Genomic DNA, 19,699 nt, shown 5'->3' on the forward strand with positions numbered 1-19,699 from the left:
CAAATACGAAAAGCTAAATTATAAAAAAATAACCTTGCTTAGCTTAATCGCTTAATTTTTTTCAAACAGATTGTTGAATTCTTCACGATTAACCGTTTTATCTTCAATCTTAACAGACTCTTTGATAAACGCTAACGCTTTTTCTTGAGCAGCTGTTTCAGACATATTTCTGCGTTGCTCCTCTTGCTTCATCATATCCTGTGCATAGCTTATTAAATGCTCTTCTGGAATATTAGATAAACCATATTGCATAAACTGCATCTTAGCATTTTTCTTAGCTACTTCAAGAACATCTTCTTCTTCAATCTTAATCTCGTTTTTCTGAAGAATTTCATTCTTGATCAATTGCCATTTTAAATCTTCCATATATTTTGGTAGATCCTTTTCAACTGACTCAGGAGTAATTTCTTCTTTATCGTGATTGATTGTTAAAATCCAACGTTTTAAGAATGCCTCTGGTAAAGCGATGTCGATTTTATTCATCAACTTGTCTTTAGCATCCATTGAGAATTTATAGTCACTTTCAAAAGATAAAGTCTTTTCTAAATCTTCTTTAATTTTAGCTACAAACTCTTCTTCTGTAGAAGCCACATCTTTTCCTAATACCTGATCGAACAACTCTTGGTTCATCTCAGCAGCAACGTAGTTTGTGATTTCTTTAACAGTAAATTGAAAATCACCGTCAATTTGCTCTGCCTCTTCAGCAGTAACTTTTAACATATATGAAACTTGCGTAGCATCCTCAAATGTAGATTTAGGATTTAACACAATAACATCACCTACTTTAGCACCAACTAATTTAGCTTTAGCTTCTTCGTTTTTAATAGAAACAGGAGAAAGTACAGTATCTTCAGTAATTACACCTTCTTCTAATACTTTTCCATCTTGATCTAACTGAACGAAATCACCTTTTAACATAGCTTCTTCAGTTGCTTCTTCAATATTTTCAGAAGTACCAAAACGGCTAGTAGCTTGTTTTACTTGTTGGTCTAACATTTCGTCAGTTACCTCGATAGAGTAAAAAGGAAGCTTTTCTCTTTTAGATAACTTCACTTCAAACTCAGGAGCAACTGCTACATCAAAGTTAAAGTTGAAGCTTTCTTGCGTTTCAAAATCAATTGTTTCTTGGTTTTCACTTGGAAGTGGCTCACCTAAAACATTTAATTTACTCTCGTATAAATATTTCGAAATTTCTTCAGAAACAATTTTGTTCACTTGCTCGGCCAACACATGTTTCCCATACATCTTTTTAATCATGCCAGTAGGAACTTTCCCAGGACGGAAACCTGGCATATTGGCTTTCTTACGATAATCCTTTAATACCTCATCAACGCGGCTCTCGTAATCTTCTTTCTCTACAGTAAGCTTTAGTACTGCATTTAAGTCATCAATGTTTTCTTTTGAGATGTTCATCAGCTAAAATATTATTAGTGAACTTTTTGTGTGACCACTTGTGACCTACCTTAGGTCGTTATCAACTTATTTAAACTTAAAAAAACCGTCCTACTACCGATTTTCATCGTAAGTGAGACGGTTTTTGTATCTTTTGCTTGGTGCGGATGAAGGGACTCGAACCCCCACGCCTCTCGGCACTAGATCCTAAGTCTAGCGCGGCTACCAATTACGCCACATCCGCGTTATTTTTTTGCGATGCAAAGATAAGCTCTTTTTATTTTAATCTGCAAATTTATTTTCAAAAAAAAGCAAATTAAATTACTACACTCTAATTATCAACCTCCTATATCAAAAACTCTGCGTTTCAATTCAAAATCATTTCCTAAATAAAGCCTTCTTACTTCAGGGTCCTCAGCTAATTCTTCGGCTGTTCCTGCCTTTAAAATATTACCTTCAAACAATAAATAGGCTCTATCAGTTATCGAAAGTGTTTCGTGTACATTGTGATCCGTAATTAATATACCAATGTTTTTATACTTCAACTTGGCTACAATTTCCTGAATATCCTGAACCGCAATTGGATCTACCCCAGCAAACGGTTCATCTAAAAGAATAAACTTTGGGTTAATCGCTAATGCACGTGCAATTTCGCAACGTCTACGCTCTCCTCCTGAAAGTTGAATTCCTAAACTCTTACGAATATGTCCTAAACTAAATTCATCCAAAAGCTCTTCAAGACGTTCCTTCTGATATTCCTTCGTAAAATCGGTCATCTCAAGTACAGCCTTAATATTATCTTCTATACTTAATTTACGAAAAACAGACGCCTCTTGTGCTAGATATCCGATCCCCCGTTGCGCTCTTTTGTATACTGGCTCTTTAGTAATCACTGTATCATTCAGGTAAATTTCTCCTTCATTGGGGGTAACCAAACCCACCGTCATGTAGAAAGTTGTTGTTTTACCTGCTCCATTAGGACCTAATAATCCAACAATTTCTCCCTGCTCCACTCTTACCGAAACACCTTTTACAACAGTTCGACTTTTATATTTTTTAACCAGTTTGCTAGTATGTAGTACTAAATTTTCTTCAGACATAATTCTACTATTTTTTAATCGAGACCTACTGCATTTGTTCTTTTAGTTTTTTACGCTCAATATTTCTAGCAATTAGTATGCCGCCTTCGTATAAAAATATTAAAGGAAAACATACCAACACCTGACTAATAATATCAGGAGGTGTAATTATTGCTGCTAAAAGTAAACTAACGATAATAGCATGTCTTCGATATTTTTTTAATGTTACTGCTGTAACAAGGCCTACTTTAGCTAAAAAATAAATAAGGATAGGTAATTCAAAAATGACTCCCCCAGCTAACACAATAGACGTTATTGTTGATATGTAAGACCCCAGGTTTAAATCATTTTCAACTATGGCACTTACTTTATAGTTTGCCAAAAAGTGAACAGACAATGGACAAATCACATAATATGCAAATAATACACCTACCGAAAATAACACCGAAGCAAAAAATATGGCTCCTCTGGAATGCTTTACTTCCTGCTGATAAAGAGCAGGTTTTATAAACCTCCAAAACTCCCAAAAGATATATGGAAAGGCAACCACTAATCCAGCAATAAATGACACTTTTAAGTGCATGGTAAACTGGCCAGCCATTAATATATTCTGAAAATCGTATTTTGTTTGATTTATACCAAGTGCTGGCATATTAATCATTTGACCTAACTCAAAAAGCTTTATGTTGGTGAAAAAATCAGGCCTACTGGGGCCAAAAATAATTACATCAAACAGTATCTCCTTATACATAAAGGCAAGCACAGCCACAATAAAAACCGATACAAATGCCCTTACCAAATGCCATCTCAACTCTTCAAGATGTTGTAAAAATGTCATTTCTTCCTTCTCTGATTCTGCCATTGAAAGTATTCTTAGATTAGCTTAAACGCTAAAAACAAAATTTAAATAGTTTTCTTAATGTTTGCGAAGATAACACAGTAATTTTACATTGCCAATAATAGGAATTAGGACTTCTTATTCTTTATTTAAATCTCCGAATTGTAGATATAGCAGCAATTACAGCATATCTTGCTAACTAAAAATTAGATATTTGTAGTTTTTTTTGAGATAAGTACAAGAATTTCTCGAATAAAAAGTATTTTTGTTTATGGTGATCGTTTGGAATAAAAAGAAACATTTTAGTCTCCTGTCCGTTTGATGCGGTAAGTAAGAGGATAATGATAGATTGTTATGGGAAAAAAGGTTGATCTTGGAGCTCATCTAAAGAAACACTTTGGTTTTGACACGTTTAAAGGAAACCAAGAAGAAGTTATTGAGAATGTACTTAAAGGTAATGATACATTTGTATTAATGCCTACTGGAGGAGGTAAATCCTTATGTTATCAATTGCCGGCATTAATACTACCAGGCACAGCGATAATCATATCTCCATTAATTGCTTTAATGAAAAATCAGGTGGATGCCATGCGTAATTTCAGTGAAGACGATGGCATTGCTCATTTCCTGAATTCATCCCTGACAAAAGCAGCTATAGCAAAGGTTAAAGAGGATATGCTTTCTGGCAAAACCAAACTTTTGTATGTAGCTCCTGAATCACTGACTAAAGAAGAAAATATAGAATTCTTAAAAAGAGTTGAGATTTCGTTTTATGCAGTAGACGAAGCACACTGTATATCAGAATGGGGTCATGACTTTAGACCAGAATATAGAAGAATACGACCAATTATTGAAGAGATTGGCACTAAACCACTGATGGCACTTACGGCCACAGCTACGCCCAAAGTACAAAGCGATATTCAAAAAAGCTTAGGCATGGTGGGCTCTTTGGTTTTTAAATCGTCGTTTAACCGACCAAACTTGTTTTACGAGGTACGCTCTAAAAAGCACGCCACTAAACAAATCATCAAAATCCTTAAAGAAAACGTTGGCAAATCGGCCATCATATATTGCTTAAGCAGAAAAAAAGTTGAAGAACTGGCAGAAATGCTTGTGGTAAATGGTATTAAAGCAAGAGCGTACCATGCAGGTATGGATGCTGGCACTAGAGCAGGAAATCAGGATGCCTTTTTGATGGAGGAAACTGATGTTATAGTTGCTACCATTGCATTTGGAATGGGTATTGATAAACCTGATGTGAGGTTAGTGATGCATTACGACATTCCGAAAAGTTTAGAAGGATATTATCAGGAAACAGGTAGAGCTGGTAGAGATGGTGGCGAAGGAAAGTGTATTACTTTTTACAGCTACAAAGATATTCAGAAGCTCGAGAAGTTTATGCAAGGGAAACCTATTGCCGAACAAGAAATTGGCAAGCAACTATTGTTAGAAACGGTTTCCTATGCAGAATCTTCAATATGCCGTAGAAAGATATTACTGCATTACTTTGGTGAACACCATCATGAAGATAATTGTGATACTTGCGACAACTGCACTAATCCGAAAGAACAAAGTGAAGGCAAAGACAACGTTGTATTAATGATAAAAACGGTGCTAGAGCTTAAAGAGCGTTTTAAAGCAGACCATATTTCCCCATTCCTTGCAGGAGATGCTAACTCTGCCATTAAATCGTACAAGCATCATGAGCACAAGTTATTTGCCGCTGGAAAAGAAAAGGAGTCAAAATACTGGAATGCAGTTATTCGTCAGTTATTAGTTGCGGGCTTATTAGTTAAAGAAATTGAGAACTACGGAATCCTTAAAGTAAGCGATAAAGGAAAAGCTTTTTTAGAAAAGCCTCGTTCGTTTATGATTACACAGGAGCACGAGTTTGACGTTGACGATATGGAAGAAAAAGCAGTAGGTGGCACAGCAGCAGTCGACCCACAGCTTTTTAACATGCTAAAGGATTTACGTAAAAAGATATCCAAGAAGAAAAATCTTCCTCCGTTTGTTATTTTCCAAGACCCATCGTTGGAAGCCATGGCCATTCATTACCCAATTACCTTGGAAGAAATGATGAATATTCCAGGTGTTGGTTCTGGTAAAGCCAATCGTTTTGGAAAAGAATTTGTTCAACTGATTAAAAACCATGTTGAGGAAAACGAAATTGAGCGTCCTGTTGATATGGTAGTTAAATCCGTAGCCAACAAATCTAAAAATAAAATTGCCATTATTCAAAGCATCGACCGAATGATCCCGCTTAATGACATTGCTGAATCAAGAGGTTTAAATTTGCAAGAACTACTGGTAGAAATTGAATCAATTGTATATTCTGGCACAAGAGTGAATATTGATTATTTTATCGATCAAGTGATGGATGAAGACCACAGAGATGATATTTTTTACTACTTCAAGGAAGATGCTGAAACCGATGATATAGGTAGCGCATTGGATGAACTTGGTGAGGACGAATACTCTGAAGAGAACATTCGTTTGGTTAGAATCAAATTTTTATCGGAGGTAGGCAATTAATTCAAATGCTATAACATACTACTTAAAACTTAATTTGCATCTGTAAGCGAATATTTGTTTTGGTGCTTGAGTATATAGTTTCCAAACCAGAGCCCATCTCTTCTCTATCATTATATCTGGTTTGCCCAGCTTTTAGCCATAGCTTAACTTTAGGCAATGGCTTATATCGAAGCATAGCATAAACTCTTGAACCTTCTCCTTGAAACGATGGAGTATAAAAGTTGTACAACAAGTCGTTTTCGTATGCATATAAACGAGTGTTATAATTATCCGTATCAAAAATTAAATAACGCACCCAGCAAGCCCACTTAGTATTGGAAGAAGAATACTTTATTCCTGCATAGGACAATACACCTTGCGAATCAGTCTTATTCTCCTCTTTATAAAACGACTTTTCTATTCTCATCTGCAACATCCAGTTTTCATTGGTTTGCATATCTGCATGCAATCGAAGCTTCTTAATATTTGTCTGCACTACATTAAAGCCAGACAACTCTTCAAGTGTCTGATTCTTTAGCTTATCTTTTTCTCTATACCTCAAATAAATTTTAAGTTGCCTATTAAAGGTGTAATCTGCTTGCAAGGAAAGATCATAGCCATATGAAGGTTTATCTATAGAATACTTTAACCAATTGGTTTTAAAGAAGTCAGCATAACCAGATATTCTCACTTTTGAAACAGGATAGATATCCATCCCTAAATAAAACCCAGATTCGCCTGCAGCTAAAGAATTTTCAGTCAAAGCATTTTGCCATGTTGAATAGTAATTATTAGAAAAATACCGATACAACAAGGCCAAAGAAACATTATTTACAGGCTTAAATTGGAGTCCATTAAGCATGGCAAATCCACCGTTATCTGCATAAGCTAGCTCTCCAAACATCAATACTTTATGGAGTCCGTAATTGTAGGATAACCACCCCTGTTTAGATTGGATTCTTTCATGTGACAAATATTTATACAAATCACCAACTTCAATCGAATCAGCATTAAATTTTTGACAATAACCACCAGCTGATAATGTTAAATGACTGCGTCGGTAATTAACATTGACACCATAAATAGATTGCCTAAGGGTATTTCTATTCTGCAATTCATTGGCTGTTCTGTGATAACCTGTCTCAGGCATGGACGAAACCAATTTTAATTCTGAAAGACCTGCATCTCTTTGTTTATGGGAAATAAATCCAGACACATCAAACTTTCCTACACTAACCTCAGTGGCAACGCCTCTTAAAAAAGCAAACTCGTTGGCCGATGAATATTTACGAATACCCGCTCCTCTTTTCCGAATACTTAAAGGCTCTGAAGATTTCCCCATGCTGGTGCCTGTCCACATAGCTAAACCCTGACCAAAATTTGCATGATAATCGCCTACTATTATTGTTTTTACAATACCCTTACCGTTATACATGGCGTATCCCGAAATAAAATCAGGAGGCCACATTTTCTCTCCTGGATCTTTATCCATTACTAAACCTCCGCTATATTTGCTACCGTAAGATAATTGAAGGCGTGAATATAAATGATGCTTATTGCCTTCATATCCTAAAGCTCCTTCATCAGCTAAATATCCTTTAGCATTTTCAACATTAAACTGATCGCGAAATATAACTTGACCGTTTATATACTTTGGCTTATAACTGTCAGCTTTAGCTTCACCAACAAAGGTAAACATCATTAATCGCTCAATATCAGACCTGGCAAAACCATCCACACCTTGCAATTGATATTTTGAATATATTGGCCCGGCATTTTTAACATACTCCATCAAATTAACTATTTGAATATCCGATAGAAATACCAACTTTTCTAAATCATCCTTATTAGCTAAATTTAACTCAACAGGGCGTTCATATAATTCTACCAAGTCATCAAATACCTGTGCATTATTCTTTAAGTTATTTTTATTCTCGGCCATAGACTCCAATAAATCCTCGATAACTTTTACCGGATTAATGGTCTCTTGCGCATGAACGACAACCATATACGACAGAAACATTATAAGAAGCAGAAACTGTTTCATCACTTTTTATTAAATTGATAAGAAATACCAAAGCATGATGAAACACCCAAGCTTGGATGAATAGCAATACCCGTATCCAAATTAAAATGATGTACATTAAAACCTAAGCCCATTGTATAAACAGATGGCTTTCCTAAAATACCCGTCCTTAACCAAACTCTGTTTTTAATGCTATATTCTAAACCAAGCTTATATATCAACTCTAAGTCTGTTTGCTTTTCAACTTCAGCAGAAACATTAAAATTATCAGAGCTTAACCACTTAAAACCAAGCACAAACAAGGATGTAATTTTTTCTACTTCATCATTAATTTGAATATTTGCTTTTTCAGGGTTAGAAATATAACACGCCAAAACGAGGTTCTCTAGAGCGGCGTATCGCAATCCTAAGCCCGCGTATAAATTGCCTCCAGATCCAGATTGACTAATGTGAGTCCGTAAATAATTGAATTGAAAGGCTACATCCAAGTTTGATGTTATTCCCCTAGCATAAGCCAAATTGAATGTATTTTCTTGATAGAGAGAAAAACCGTATTGATTTACGGAAGCTGCAATAACACCAAATTTGAAGGGAAGTATTCCTGAGATAGACTTATAGCTTAATTCATCCACAAAATATGGAAGATGATAAGCAACCGCAATGTTCGCACTTTTTAATTGAGCAGTACCTGCAGGATTTATAATGCTACTCCAGCTATCATTATCTGTTACTCCAACACCACCTTTGCCCATGGCATTTGGTGAAATAAAAAAACTAGATTGTCCTATGGCTGAAGATGACAACAGCATAAAATAGATCCATAGTAATAGTTGGTTTGGGCCCATAAAAAAAGGTAACTTTAAGTTTGCACCTTAAAAGTTACCTTTTTTATAAAATTTGACCAAATAAAGAAGTCAATAAATATGTACAATAATCAAACTTATCTTAGTTTGTTTTAAAATCATATTTAATTTCACTTAACTCTTTATTCGCTTTTTCGATTTTAACCTTCAGGTTATCTTTAAAATCAGCTACTCTTTCAGCTAAAACAGGATCTCCTAAAGAAATCATCTGTGCTGCAAGAATACCTGCATTTTGAGCTCCATTAATTCCAACTGTCGCTACAGGAATTCCGGGAGGCATTTGAACGATTGCTAACAATGCATCTAAACCATCTAAAGATGCCTTAATAGGTACACCAATAATTGGTAACTTAGTCATAGATGCAATTACACCAGGAAGATGCGCAGCCATACCTGCAGCAGCGATAATTACCTTTATTCCTCTTTCCTCTGCACCTTTTGCAAATTTCTCAACAGCTTCAGGCGTTCTGTGTGCCGATAAAGCATTAATTTCAAATGGAATCTTCAAATCATTAAGCACTTGAGCTGCCTTTTCCATAACAGGCAAGTCGGATGTGCTACCCATAATAATACTAACTACTGCTTGCATAGTAATTCTGTTTGTAAATTGTTTAAACTAGCGCAAAATTAACAAGTTATAAAAATAAAATACCTCTTACATGGTAATTTTTTGTATTTTTGCGGCATTAAATTAAAAATTCCCCCATTTAATGAAGCGTATAAAGCTATTAGACAGAGAGTTTGAACTGTCTATTCCTTTTAAAGAAATTGACGCGGCAATTGAAAAAATTGCCCACAAAATGAATAGAGAATTAGCAGATAAGGACCCATTAATGATTTGTATCTTAAATGGCTCTTTTATGTTTGCTGCAGATTTGATGAAGAAACTTGATTTTCCTTGCCAAATAAGCTTTGTTAAATTATCGTCTTACGAAGGAACAGGAACCACAGGTAAGGTTAAAGAATTAATTGGATTAACCGAAGATATTGAAGGTAGAACTATTGTTATACTAGAAGATATTATTGACACAGGTATAACCATTGAAAAAATCCTAAAACAACTAAAAGGTTATAATCCAAAGGATTTACAAGTAGCCAGCATGCTGTTTAAGCCAGAGGCTTGCAAAGCTGATATTGATGTGGATTATGTAGGCATGGATATTCCTAACGATTTTATTGTTGGATATGGTCTTGACTATGATGGTTACGGAAGGAATTTACCTGATATTTACACCGTTGTTGAATAAATAAAATATAGTTAAAATGTTGAATGTAGTGATTTTTGGCCCTCCGGGGTCGGGTAAAGGTACCCAAAGTGAAAATATTATTAAGAAGTATAACTTAGCTCATATTTCTACCGGAGATTTATTGAGAGCCGAAATTAGCGGCCATACTCAATTAGGCACAATTGCTAAAAGCTTCATCGACAAAGGAGAATTAGTTCCTGATGAGACTATCATTGGAATGATTGACAACAAAATTGAATCTTTATCAAACACTAACGGTGTTATTTTTGACGGCTTCCCAAGAACAGAGGCACAAGCTACTGCTCTTGACGAATTACTTGCAGAGTACAAAACAAAGGTTTCTGTAATGGTAAACCTTGAAGTTCCTAAAGAAGAGTTAGTGGAGCGTTTATTAAAGAGAGGTGAAACTTCTGGTCGTTCTGATGATAACTTAGAAACAATTGAAAAAAGAATCAACGTTTACGAAACGCAAACTAAACCAGTTATTGATTTCTATAAAAAGAAAAGAGTATATAAATCAATTCAAGGTGTTGGCTCTGTTGATGATATCTTTGGTGCAATTGCCGAAGCTATTGATGCAGCTAAATAAGAAATTACAATAATTTTATAAAAGCCACGGAAGTTATATCTTACCGTGGCTTATTATTTTAAAAACTAGGTTATGGCAAGCAGCAATTTTGTTGATTACGTTAAAATTTTCTGTCGTTCAGGAAAGGGTGGAGCTGGTTCTATGCATATGCGTCGCGAAAAGTTTATCCCTAAGGGTGGACCCGATGGTGGCGATGGTGGTAGAGGTGGTCACGTAATTGTAAAAGGTAGCCGTAACCATTGGACTTTATTACACCTTAAGTTTCAACGCCACGTTTTTGCTGGACATGGTATGTCGGGTAGTGGCCAGGGCAGCTATGGAGCACAAGGAGAAGACAAAACGATTTTCGTTCCGCTTGGAACCATTGCCAAAGATGCAGAAACGGGAGAAGTAATCTGCGAGATTACCGATGAAAACCAAGAATACATTTTAGCTAAAGGTGGTTTAGGAGGTAGAGGTAATATGCACTTTAAAACCTCCACAAATCAAACACCTCGTTATGCACAACCTGGTCAGGATTTAGTTGAAGTACCTGTTATTCTGGAATTAAAAGTATTAGCAGATGTTGGTTTAGTGGGATTCCCCAATGCAGGGAAATCGACTTTACTTTCGGTGGTTTCTGCAGCAAAACCCGAGATTGCAGATTATGCTTTTACTACATTAGTGCCTAACCTGGGAATTGTAAACTACAGAGATTACAAATCTTTTGTAATGGCAGATATCCCTGGGATTATTGAAGGAGCTAGTGACGGAAAAGGTTTAGGTCTGCGTTTTTTAAGACATATCGAAAGAAACTCCATTCTTTTATTTTTAGTTCCGTCGGATGCTGATGATATTAAGAAAGAGTACGAAATTCTATTAAACGAACTTAAAAACTTCAATCCTGAATTACTGGATAAACAACGAATATTAGCTATTTCGAAATGCGATTTGCTTGACGAAGAGTTAATGACTGAAATTAAACAAGACCTTCCTGAAATTCCATATACTTTTATATCTTCGGTGGCCAATTTGGGCATTACCGAACTAAAAGATATGATATGGAAATCACTGGAGGAATCCAACAAGGATATAACGAAATAGAAAGTAAATACGAGGAATTAAGTTCCTTGTATGAAGGCCAACTGCAGCAAATATCTAAAAAGATTATAAAGTCGGGCTGGATAAGGGTACTTATCTTCCTTTCGTTATTTGCCGCTCCAATTTATATTTACGATTATTCACCAATAGCTGCAGCGCTTTTATTTATTGGATTTGCAGTTTGTTTTGGAGTGCTAGTTAAGCGCTTTATCCTATTAAAAAAACATAAAGCAGAACTCCAGTCTCTCATTCAACTCAATAAAAACGAACTTAAAGCTTTACATCGCGATTGGAGCGTATTTGAATCGGGTGAAGAGTTTATTAATCCTCAGCACGACTTTGCCCACGATCTTGATTTATATGGTCCAGGATCTTTTTTTCAATTCATCAACAGGTCTTCAACACTAGCAGGAACTGAATGCTTAAAGCAAAAGATTAGTGATCCTTTGCTAGAACAAGAAGACATACTGAGTGAACAAGAGAGTATAAAAGAAATCTCCACCCGATTAGATTTCCGTCAGAATTTCTATGCCAAAGGGAATATGCTGAACGAAACTAAAGAAGACTTAGACAAACTCAATGGTTTTAAAAACTACACTCCTTTTATTGAAGGCAAAGGAAAGGCATTTAAAATTTTAACCGCTATACTACCTTGGGTATTTTTTATTTCTATTGGACTTACTTTCGTTGGACTGCCTGCCTCCGTCCCTACAATGTTGTTTTTCTTAAACTTAAGTTTCATCGGGTCTAACCTAAAAAGCCTTAACAGAATCAATCATCAGTTTTCTTCATTAACAGGAATACTTCAGAAATACGCCATTTTAACCGATCTTATTTCAAAAGAGAAATTCTCATCAGAAAAGTTAAATCAACTGCAAAAAAATTTACTTTCAGATAAAACAAAGGCTTCTGCAGTTATTCAACAGCTGAGTAAATATATGGGTCAATTTGACCAAAGAAACGGCATGCTTGCTGGAGTTATACTGAATGGAATAATGTTATGGGATTTTAAATGGGTGGCTAAAATTGAAGGATGGCTAAAAAGCAATACTAAAAATATGGAAGTATGGCTGGATGTAGTTCATGAGATTGACGCTTTAAATAGTATGGCTGGCTATGCCTATAACCATCCCGATTTCACTTATCCTACACCCCACTCATCCACTGTGCTTCAATCTACTCAACTAGGTCACCCTTTGTTAGATAGAAACGAACGTATTTGCAATGATTACGACTTTAAAGATTCCATTTTTTCTTTGATTACAGGAGCCAACATGTCGGGGAAAAGTACTTTTTTACGTAGCGTAGGATTAAATTATATTGTTGCCAGAAGTGGCATGCCTGTATGTGCTAAAGAAATGGTCTTTAAACCTATGCCTTTAATTTCAAATATGCGAACTACCGATTCGCTGATGAAACACGAATCGTATTTTTATGCCGAACTAAAAAGATTAAAATATATCATAGACCAATTAAAAGAAGGCAAGGATGTATTTATCATTTTGGATGAGATATTAAAAGGCACCAACTCCAAAGATAAAACTTATGGCTCCATGGAGTTAATTAAACATTTGCTTTCACTCAATGCCTATGGTATGATTGCTACCCACGACCTTGAATTAGGCGTGCTTGAAGAGGAAACCAAAGGTAAAATCACCAACCTATGCTTTGAGGTTGAAAACAGAAATAACCAACTTATTTTTGATTACAAATTACATGATGGAGTTACGCAAAATCATAACGCCACCTACCTCATGAAAAAAATGGGAATTATCATATCTAACTAATTTTTTCATTTTCAGTAAAAAAAACCCTAAAACGTTATGTTTTAATAATTTTTTTGATTTTTTTTACGTTGATATTACTCAATCTCCTATTGACTAAGTTTTTATAAACTTATTTACAAGGAGAGTTATTTACCGTTAAATTATTTTCGGTTCACAAAATTTGCAATAAACGAGTTCATTAATTTGGACTCGTTTTTTTATGTCTCATCGTTTTTACACAATTTCACTTTCGTTTATTTCCGATAATATCACTAATTTACAATCGTAAAAAACGAAGGATAACAGCCTGAACATAAGAATTGAAGCTATATCACATGAACGTCTTTAGCATATTAAATAGCACATCATATAACCTTTCTTCTATTGACCACTGTAAGCTAGGTAAAGAATGGGACTATAAGAATATCATTAGTCCATTTTCGCGATTGTATTTAATTACGGAAGGTGAAGGGTTTATTCAGATTGGCGAAACATCCGTTAAGCTTAAAAAAGGCTACCTCTATTTAATTCCAAGTTACATTCAGTGTACATACAAATGTCCTGAATTTATGGAGCAATATTATGCTACCTTCAGCATAAATCTACCCAACAATTTAAGTATCTACTTATTGTATAGGTTCAAGAATGAAATTAAAGCAGCTGCGCACCATTACGAATACTTCAAAGAGCTTTGTGAAATAAATAAAGGAATGGGACTTCCAACAGGCAACCCTAAGGTTTATCAAAAGCAGATGAAACTAGGTATTAATAGAAATATAGATAGTGATGCTAGTGACATCCTAAAATCTGCAGGAATTCTGAACCTGTTTTTATCTGAATTTATAGAAGGTTCGCGAATGAAGCTGAGCAATGAAACTGATAATCATATATCAAGCTCAATAAAATACATTCATCTGCATTTGCATGAGAATATTACGATTGCACATTTAGCTAAATCTACTTATATGTCGCCAGACCATTTTACGCGAAAGTTTAAAGAATTAACAGCTCAAACTCCTTTGGACTACATTAACAAACAACGTATTGAAACATCTTTAATGTTATTAAATACAACATCAAACTCAATTACTGACATAGCCCATCAATGTGGTTTTTCGTCGACTACCAGTTTTGGAAAAGTATTTAGAAAGTATATTCATCAAGCCCCAAGAGAATACAAAAACAACTTAACAAACGAGTTTAATCCGTTTTAGTAAACTTAAAAGTTGAATAACAGAGGGAAGTATTAAACCAAACCCTCCGCTTTCAATAATCCACAACTAATAGGCTTAATATTATTTTTTAAAACTCTCTGAATCTCGATACTTAACCGTCTGTAAGTGTTCGCAATACAACACTAATTCTCCCGGCTGCTTGTACACCTCGTAACTTACTGTAATCAATCCCATCTCATCATACTTTGGTTGTTTGTTAAGATGTGTTCTGATGGTATAAATAGTATCACCAATAAAAACAGGTTTTATAAAGCGAAGTTTATCATATCCATAGCTAAATGTATTCACATTATTATTGGCCATTAAACCTAAACCTAAACTAAAGACCATAGCTCCAGCTACCAAGCGCTTTCCAAAAAGCCCTTGCTCTTGGGCAAACTTTTCATCTCCAACATAAGGGTGCATATCTAATACAAGTCCGTTAAACATCATAGACTCCCCTTCTGAAATGGTTCTACTTATAGAACGATCTTTCTGACCGATTACAAAATCTTCATAAAGCCAATCCTCTGTATTGTAAAGCTTAATGTCGTTATGCTTTTCTACTGGTGTATTTTCTGGCATATCTGTAAAATTAAAAGTTAATTATTCTTATTATTTAATGACTTCACACTTCCATTATCACTTGAAATGCAAGCTGCTTCTGCGCTATCAAAAACTCTCGAAATATTAAATTTTGGCTAAGCTAATAGCTCTTTCCTTTGTTTTATTGGTAATACCATAAACCTTTAAACCAGCCAATTTATATGCAGGTAAGTGAGCATCATTAACAATGCCTCCACCTACTATAATAATGATGGTCCTATTTTTTTAAGGTAAAGTCTGTTTATAATCGATATTCACAGACTTCTATATTTGAATATTGTCAAGCTTTTGTTGTGCCCTATTTAATATTTGCTCAATAGCCTCATCTGTATTTATTACATCCAGAACAACTTTATCAATTACTTCACCAATTTTGGCCCAATCAGCCATACACGGCAAGGCTCTTGTGTTTTTATGCAACTCCTCTAACTTATGAAAATATGGTGCAATTTCATTCACCTCATCATCTTGCCAAGTTTGCTTTCTGCAGCCTATTCCTCCCTCCATCGTCATTAACTTATCATTTTCAGGACGAATGGCATATTGCATAAAATCGTAGGCCAGCTGTTTATTCTTGCTGCCTGAACCTAAAGCATACAACCAATATGCATTAAGCGAAACCCCTTGCCCATTTTCTCCTGCAGGAACATTAGCCACATCCACCCTACCTTTTACCTTGGACTTATCGGAAACCTCACACATAGGTGCAAAACCAAACCAATTTACCATCATAGCAACCTCGCCATTCGCAAAAGCCATTCCCGACTGTACAGAATCGAAATCGCGAGACTTAGGATGTATCACTTTGCTATTATTTAAAACAGCTCTATAATAATTCATACCTTCTATTGCCGCTTTAGAATTCAGCACCACTTTATCATCCGATGTCATCAATTCACCTCCTCTTGTCCACAATTGCAAACAAAAGTCAAAAACCGTGTTATGACCATCGGGATAGGCAGCAAAAACAGTCCCGTATAAATCCTCTTCAGGTCGTTGAAAAAATTCAGCTATAATATTAAAATCTTCCCAGGTACTTGGCACCTTCAACTCCTTACCATACCTCTCTTTAAATGCTGTTTTCTCTATCGGATTCTCAAAAAGATCCTTTCTATAAATCAAACACTCGGGACCATTATGCATGGGAAGCCCATAAACACAACCATTAAACTCTTGCATTCTCAACAAAGATGGCGACCATGCATCTGGATATTGCTGCGGTGCCGACTTCTCAAAAAACTGGTTTAAATTCTCTACATGACCATATTCAACTGCTTCCGCAATCCAATCGGTATTGATAAAAGTGATATCCCAATCGCCATTTTTCAATCCATTTTTATCAATAAGCTCCTCATATAAAGGATGCAAATCTAAGGCAACAAATTCTGCCTCGATGGTGCAGTTATACTCTTGCTTAAACTTGCGCCATATTTTTTTCATTGCAGATTGAAAAGGATCATATTTCCTAACTGCAACTCTTAGCTTGTTTGTACTCATCTACTAATTAATTTTAAACACAAAGGCATGCTCACAAGGCTTAGTATCCGGCAATTGAATTTCTAAGGCTGTTGTATTACGTTTCCATGTCAATGGAGAATCACAACCAATCAATTCTATTTTATCAATGCTTCCATTAAAAGATGTGGTACTTAATGATTTAATTGGAAGAATACCTGATTTGGGCCACCCTAAAGCAATGGCATATAACTGCCCGTTGCGTGTTGTAAAACGAATATCCTCATCACCAAAACCATCAAACTTCATATCGGCTAAATGCCCCGTTTTTGTTTCGGTAGGACCTTCACCAAATATCAACCATGGACGACTTTCATAAATAGCTTCCCCGTTCAACTTTAACCACTTACCCATTTCGCGAAGTCGTTGCTTTTGATCATCAGGAATGGTGCCATTAGGGTGCGGTGCCACGTTCAATAGTAAGTTCCCGTTTTTACTCACAATATCAACCAAGTCATCAATAAGATTATTGGTAGGGTAGCATTTTAAGTCTTTGTGCCAAATCCATCGTTGTTTAGAGATTGAGTTATCTGTTAACCATGGGTCTGGATATATCTTTGGCATACGATTACGCTCAAGATCAACCGTTCCTGTTCCTAACGGAAAGTCAGGGCGCTTAAACGTTAATACAAATTCCTGATCGTTTTTAGCTGCATTATTATAGGCATAAGCCATCATCTTCTGGCGAGTTTTCTCAGATAATATCTGCACTCTATTATCAAACCAAAGTAAATCTGGATTATAGCCATCTACAACCTCCTTTACCTTTTCGAGCCATACACGTTCAAATTCGGCACTTGGCATTGGATCCACCGTATAATAACCTTTGCTGCCTTCTACCTTCCAAGCCGATACAGGTACTTTCTCTCCGTATAAGGATGCATTTGCTGGATCAGAACAATCCGTATTTTCGTCCCATGTTGGAAACCATCCCCATAACCATGAATGGTGCAGACTTACAACATATTTTAAGCCACGCTTACGAATGGCCTTTTCCATTTCAGCCACAATATCGCGCTTAGGCCCCATATCAACTGAATTCCATGGGTTCACTTCTGAATCCCACATCGAAAAACCATCAGCATGTTCACCTGCAGGACCTGCAAAACGTGCTCCCGACTCTACAAATAGGTCAGCCCACTCATCAGCATCAAACTTAGGTGCAGTAAAAAGTGGTACCAAATCTTTGTACCCAAACTCCTTAGGATCACCATAATTTTCTTTATGGGTCTTATTATTTGGATGTCCTTCGGTATACATATAAGTGCCATACCAATCCGACTCATCTTCAGGAACCGAATAAACACCCCAGTGTGTATAAATACCAAACTTAGCATCCCTAAACCATTCTGGACATTCGTATTGCTGCAACGATTCCCAAGTAGGTTCAAAATGTTTTACTTCTTTTTTCTCTGCTTCCTTCTGCTGGCAGCTATAAACGGCCAAAAGCAATAAAGACATGATGATATAATTGCTAATTTTCATATGTATATTATTTATCAAATATTAGTTTGCTTCAGCTTATTTTGAATTGACATCTGGCTCTATTATTCATTCCAATGTTTATCAACAATCGTTTGAATTTCTGGACAATTCACACCCGTTTCGTTCAACTCTTCCCTCTGTTTCAGTAATTCAGCCTTTAATTCTTTCATTGTACACTTGTATTCTAGGCCATCATAACAATTGTTTAACTCCTGGGGATCATTCCTTAAAACGTAAAACTCCCAAGAGTGAGGAGTCATGTCAGCTACACCATATTTCCTTCTATTATAAGGTAGTTGAATTATCCCTATTTATTGGTATGTAAAATTATTTGAAAAGGTATTTTTATAAAACCACAAAACCTGTAAATCATAGTCCATTTCCGATATTAGAACATAGAATATCATAAAATTGACAGAAGTAATGGCCAACATGCACTGAAACAAAGAATATTGAATAAGGAATCGAATTACTAATTGCAGCAAACGATATTTAAAGAGAAGAATATACGTGTAGAATTTCTAATTCATAGGGTATATTAAAAAGCCGTATGCAGAAAAAACAAAAGCCACTTACGAAATAACGTAAGTGGCTTTATTATAGTGGGCCCACCTGGGCTCGAACCAGGGACCACCTGATTATGAGTCAGGTGCTCTAACCAACTGAGCTATAGGCCCGGCTTGTTATACAAAAAGCGTTTTGTATATTGCGGATGCAAAAATAGTAAGTTATCTGAATAATTCAAATACTATATCAACATTTTATGACAAATTTGAGAGATAAAAAAAATATTATATTCGATTTAGGAAACGTAATTATAGATATCGATCTGAATATCACCTATGAACGCTTTAGAAAACTAGGTTTTAGCGAGAAAGGTGATTTTTTAAGTAAGTACAAACAAATAGGTGTTTTCTGCGATTTTGAAGAAGGCAAAATAAATAGCGAACAGTTTATTCAGGAAATTAAAAAACGTATGCCGGATGAGGTAAGTAGTGATGAGATAAAAGATGCCTGGAATGCCTTGCTATTGAATTATAAAACCGAAAGAATAGAAACTATCCTAAAACTAAAGGAGACACATAATATATATGTATTAAGCAATACCAATGAGTTACACATTGATTCTTGCGAAAACTCTGTGCCGATTGTCGGGAATCTCCGCAATCTTTTTCATCAGGTATACTATAGTTATGAAATGAATATGAGCAAACCTCACGAAAACATATTTACAGCCCTATTGGAGCATGCAAACATTAAGGCTGAAGAAACGCTATTTCTAGATGACGGGCCAGCTAATATAGAGACTGCAAAACGCCTAGGAATTGAATCGTGGCTCATAGAGCATCCCGACGAATGGGTGCCTCGTATGAATGCATTAATTCAAGAAGCTGGATATTAAAATATAGACTCTGAGTAAGCGTTAATCATCTGCTTCGAAAAACAATTATACCATACTCCTAATACAAATCATCGTTAATGCCA

General features: G+C 35.6%; 17 protein-coding genes and 2 tRNA genes. 7 read left to right on the forward strand and 12 right to left on the reverse strand.

The features are described from left to right. Positions 1-51: 51 nt before the first annotated feature. From tig to tatC, 4 genes are all read right to left on the reverse strand, one after another. Positions 52-1,413: a trigger factor gene (gene tig, locus A8L32_RS08890; protein WP_075590430.1), complete on the reverse strand. Its 1,362-nt coding sequence runs from the start codon at positions 1,411-1,413 to the stop codon at positions 52-54. Positions 1,414-1,551: 138 nt separating this feature from the next. After that, positions 1,552-1,636: transfer RNA gene (locus A8L32_RS08895), tRNA-Leu, on the reverse strand. 94 nt (positions 1,637-1,730) lie between these two features. Continuing rightward, a complete protein-coding gene (gene lptB, locus A8L32_RS08900) occupies positions 1,731-2,492 on the reverse strand; it encodes an LPS export ABC transporter ATP-binding protein (protein ID WP_075590431.1) in 762 nt (253 codons plus the stop codon). Between the two features lie 25 nt (positions 2,493-2,517). Next, positions 2,518-3,333 (reverse strand): twin-arginine translocase subunit TatC, encoded by an 816-nt coding sequence (gene tatC, locus A8L32_RS08905; RefSeq protein ID WP_075590432.1) that lies wholly within the window; start codon positions 3,331-3,333, stop codon positions 2,518-2,520. A 330-nt stretch (positions 3,334-3,663) separates the two neighbouring features. On the opposite strand from tatC, the gene recQ reads away from it, so the two are divergent. Further along, on the forward strand, positions 3,664-5,844 hold the full coding sequence (recQ, locus tag A8L32_RS08910; protein WP_075590433.1) for a DNA helicase RecQ: 2,181 nt from the start codon (positions 3,664-3,666) through the stop codon (positions 5,842-5,844). A gap of 22 nt (positions 5,845-5,866) precedes the next feature. Here the strand turns inward: recQ and A8L32_RS08915 are convergent, their stop codons facing one another. The 3 genes from A8L32_RS08915 to purE all read right to left on the reverse strand — a co-directional run bounded on the left by A8L32_RS08915 (position 5,867) and on the right by purE (position 9,301). Continuing rightward, the gene (locus A8L32_RS08915) at positions 5,867-7,870 is read right to left on the reverse strand and encodes a helix-hairpin-helix domain-containing protein (RefSeq protein WP_143525045.1); all 2,004 of its coding nucleotides are present in this window, start codon (positions 7,868-7,870) and stop codon (positions 5,867-5,869) included. Continuing rightward, positions 7,870-8,694, reverse strand: coding sequence for a PorV/PorQ family protein (locus tag A8L32_RS08920; RefSeq protein ID WP_075590435.1), 825 nt, complete (start codon positions 8,692-8,694; stop codon positions 7,870-7,872). Before A8L32_RS08920 ends, A8L32_RS08915 begins: the two co-directional genes overlap by 1 nt. 100 nt (positions 8,695-8,794) lie before the next feature. Then, complete coding sequence (gene purE, locus A8L32_RS08925; RefSeq protein WP_075590436.1) at positions 8,795-9,301, reverse strand: 5-(carboxyamino)imidazole ribonucleotide mutase; 507 nt, start codon at positions 9,299-9,301, stop codon at positions 8,795-8,797. A gap of 121 nt (positions 9,302-9,422) precedes the next feature. On the opposite strand from purE, the gene hpt reads away from it, so the two are divergent. The 5 genes from hpt to A8L32_RS08950 all read left to right on the forward strand — a co-directional run bounded on the left by hpt (position 9,423) and on the right by A8L32_RS08950 (position 14,608). Next, entirely contained in the window at positions 9,423-9,959 is a 537-nt protein-coding gene (gene hpt, locus A8L32_RS08930; protein ID WP_075590437.1) for a hypoxanthine phosphoribosyltransferase, read from the forward strand. Positions 9,960-9,975: 16 nt separating this feature from the next. After that, positions 9,976-10,548 (forward strand): adenylate kinase, encoded by a 573-nt coding sequence (locus A8L32_RS08935; RefSeq protein ID WP_075590438.1) that lies wholly within the window; start codon positions 9,976-9,978, stop codon positions 10,546-10,548. A 72-nt stretch (positions 10,549-10,620) separates the two neighbouring features. Beyond that, complete coding sequence (obgE, locus tag A8L32_RS08940) at positions 10,621-11,631, forward strand: GTPase ObgE (RefSeq protein ID WP_075590439.1); 1,011 nt, start codon at positions 10,621-10,623, stop codon at positions 11,629-11,631. Next, positions 11,589-13,415 (forward strand): MutS-related protein, encoded by a 1,827-nt coding sequence (locus A8L32_RS08945; RefSeq protein WP_075590440.1) that lies wholly within the window; start codon positions 11,589-11,591, stop codon positions 13,413-13,415. Before obgE ends, A8L32_RS08945 begins: the two co-directional genes overlap by 43 nt. A gap of 314 nt (positions 13,416-13,729) precedes the next feature. After that, a complete protein-coding gene (locus A8L32_RS08950; protein WP_075590441.1) occupies positions 13,730-14,608 on the forward strand; it encodes a helix-turn-helix domain-containing protein in 879 nt (292 codons plus the stop codon). 81 nt (positions 14,609-14,689) lie between these two features. Here the strand turns inward: A8L32_RS08950 and A8L32_RS08955 are convergent, their stop codons facing one another. The 5 genes from A8L32_RS08955 to A8L32_RS08975 form a co-directional block, all read right to left on the reverse strand. Further along, complete coding sequence (locus tag A8L32_RS08955; RefSeq protein WP_075590442.1) at positions 14,690-15,193, reverse strand: MaoC/PaaZ C-terminal domain-containing protein; 504 nt, start codon at positions 15,191-15,193, stop codon at positions 14,690-14,692. A gap of 285 nt (positions 15,194-15,478) precedes the next feature. Next, positions 15,479-16,711 carry an extracellular solute-binding protein gene (locus A8L32_RS08960; protein WP_075590443.1) on the reverse strand — a complete coding sequence of 411 codons (1,233 nt, stop codon included), beginning with the start codon at positions 16,709-16,711 and terminating at the stop codon, positions 15,479-15,481. A 3-nt stretch (positions 16,712-16,714) separates the two neighbouring features. Continuing rightward, a complete protein-coding gene (locus A8L32_RS08965) occupies positions 16,715-18,214 on the reverse strand; it encodes an alpha-L-fucosidase (RefSeq protein WP_075590444.1) in 1,500 nt (499 codons plus the stop codon). A gap of 62 nt (positions 18,215-18,276) precedes the next feature. Beyond that, positions 18,277-18,474 carry a sulfatase/phosphatase domain-containing protein gene (locus A8L32_RS08970; protein ID WP_075590445.1) on the reverse strand — a complete coding sequence of 66 codons (198 nt, stop codon included), beginning with the start codon at positions 18,472-18,474 and terminating at the stop codon, positions 18,277-18,279. A 343-nt stretch (positions 18,475-18,817) separates the two neighbouring features. Next, positions 18,818-18,891: transfer RNA gene (locus tag A8L32_RS08975), tRNA-Ile, on the reverse strand. Between the two features lie 86 nt (positions 18,892-18,977). Here A8L32_RS08975 and A8L32_RS08980 point away from each other — a divergent pair. Beyond that, a complete protein-coding gene (locus tag A8L32_RS08980; RefSeq protein WP_075590446.1) occupies positions 18,978-19,616 on the forward strand; it encodes an HAD family hydrolase in 639 nt (212 codons plus the stop codon). Positions 19,617-19,699 lie beyond the last annotated feature (83 nt).

Origin of the sequence: Labilibacter marinus, assembly GCF_001659685.2 — a bacterium.
In the GTDB taxonomy this organism is placed as follows: Bacteria; Bacteroidota; Bacteroidia; order Bacteroidales; family Marinilabiliaceae; genus Saccharicrinis; species Saccharicrinis marinus.

Coding starts and splice junctions, on each gene's coding strand:
- A8L32_RS08950 (WP_075590441.1), top strand. CDS start 13,730: ATGAACGTCTTTAGCATATTAAATAGCACATCATATAACCTTTCTTCT.
- A8L32_RS08970 (WP_075590445.1), bottom strand. CDS start 18,474: ATGACTCCTCACTCTTGGGAGTTTTACGTTTTAAGGAATGATCCCCAG.
- A8L32_RS08945 (WP_075590440.1), top strand. CDS start 11,589: ATGGAAATCACTGGAGGAATCCAACAAGGATATAACGAAATAGAAAGT.
- A8L32_RS08960 (WP_075590443.1), bottom strand. CDS start 16,711: ATGAGTACAAACAAGCTAAGAGTTGCAGTTAGGAAATATGATCCTTTT.
- A8L32_RS08920 (WP_075590435.1), bottom strand. CDS start 8,694: ATGGGCCCAAACCAACTATTACTATGGATCTATTTTATGCTGTTGTCA.
- A8L32_RS08935 (WP_075590438.1), top strand. CDS start 9,976: ATGTTGAATGTAGTGATTTTTGGCCCTCCGGGGTCGGGTAAAGGTACC.
- purE (WP_075590436.1), bottom strand. CDS start 9,301: ATGCAAGCAGTAGTTAGTATTATTATGGGTAGCACATCCGACTTGCCT.
- A8L32_RS08965 (WP_075590444.1), bottom strand. CDS start 18,214: ATGAAAATTAGCAATTATATCATCATGTCTTTATTGCTTTTGGCCGTT.
- obgE (WP_075590439.1), top strand. CDS start 10,621: ATGGCAAGCAGCAATTTTGTTGATTACGTTAAAATTTTCTGTCGTTCA.
- tatC (WP_075590432.1), bottom strand. CDS start 3,333: ATGGCAGAATCAGAGAAGGAAGAAATGACATTTTTACAACATCTTGAA.
- lptB (WP_075590431.1), bottom strand. CDS start 2,492: ATGTCTGAAGAAAATTTAGTACTACATACTAGCAAACTGGTTAAAAAA.
- recQ (WP_075590433.1), top strand. CDS start 3,664: ATGGGAAAAAAGGTTGATCTTGGAGCTCATCTAAAGAAACACTTTGGT.
- A8L32_RS08955 (WP_075590442.1), bottom strand. CDS start 15,193: ATGCCAGAAAATACACCAGTAGAAAAGCATAACGACATTAAGCTTTAC.
- hpt (WP_075590437.1), top strand. CDS start 9,423: ATGAAGCGTATAAAGCTATTAGACAGAGAGTTTGAACTGTCTATTCCT.
- tig (WP_075590430.1), bottom strand. CDS start 1,413: ATGAACATCTCAAAAGAAAACATTGATGACTTAAATGCAGTACTAAAG.
- A8L32_RS08915 (WP_143525045.1), bottom strand. CDS start 7,870: ATGAAACAGTTTCTGCTTCTTATAATGTTTCTGTCGTATATGGTTGTC.
- A8L32_RS08980 (WP_075590446.1), top strand. CDS start 18,978: ATGACAAATTTGAGAGATAAAAAAAATATTATATTCGATTTAGGAAAC.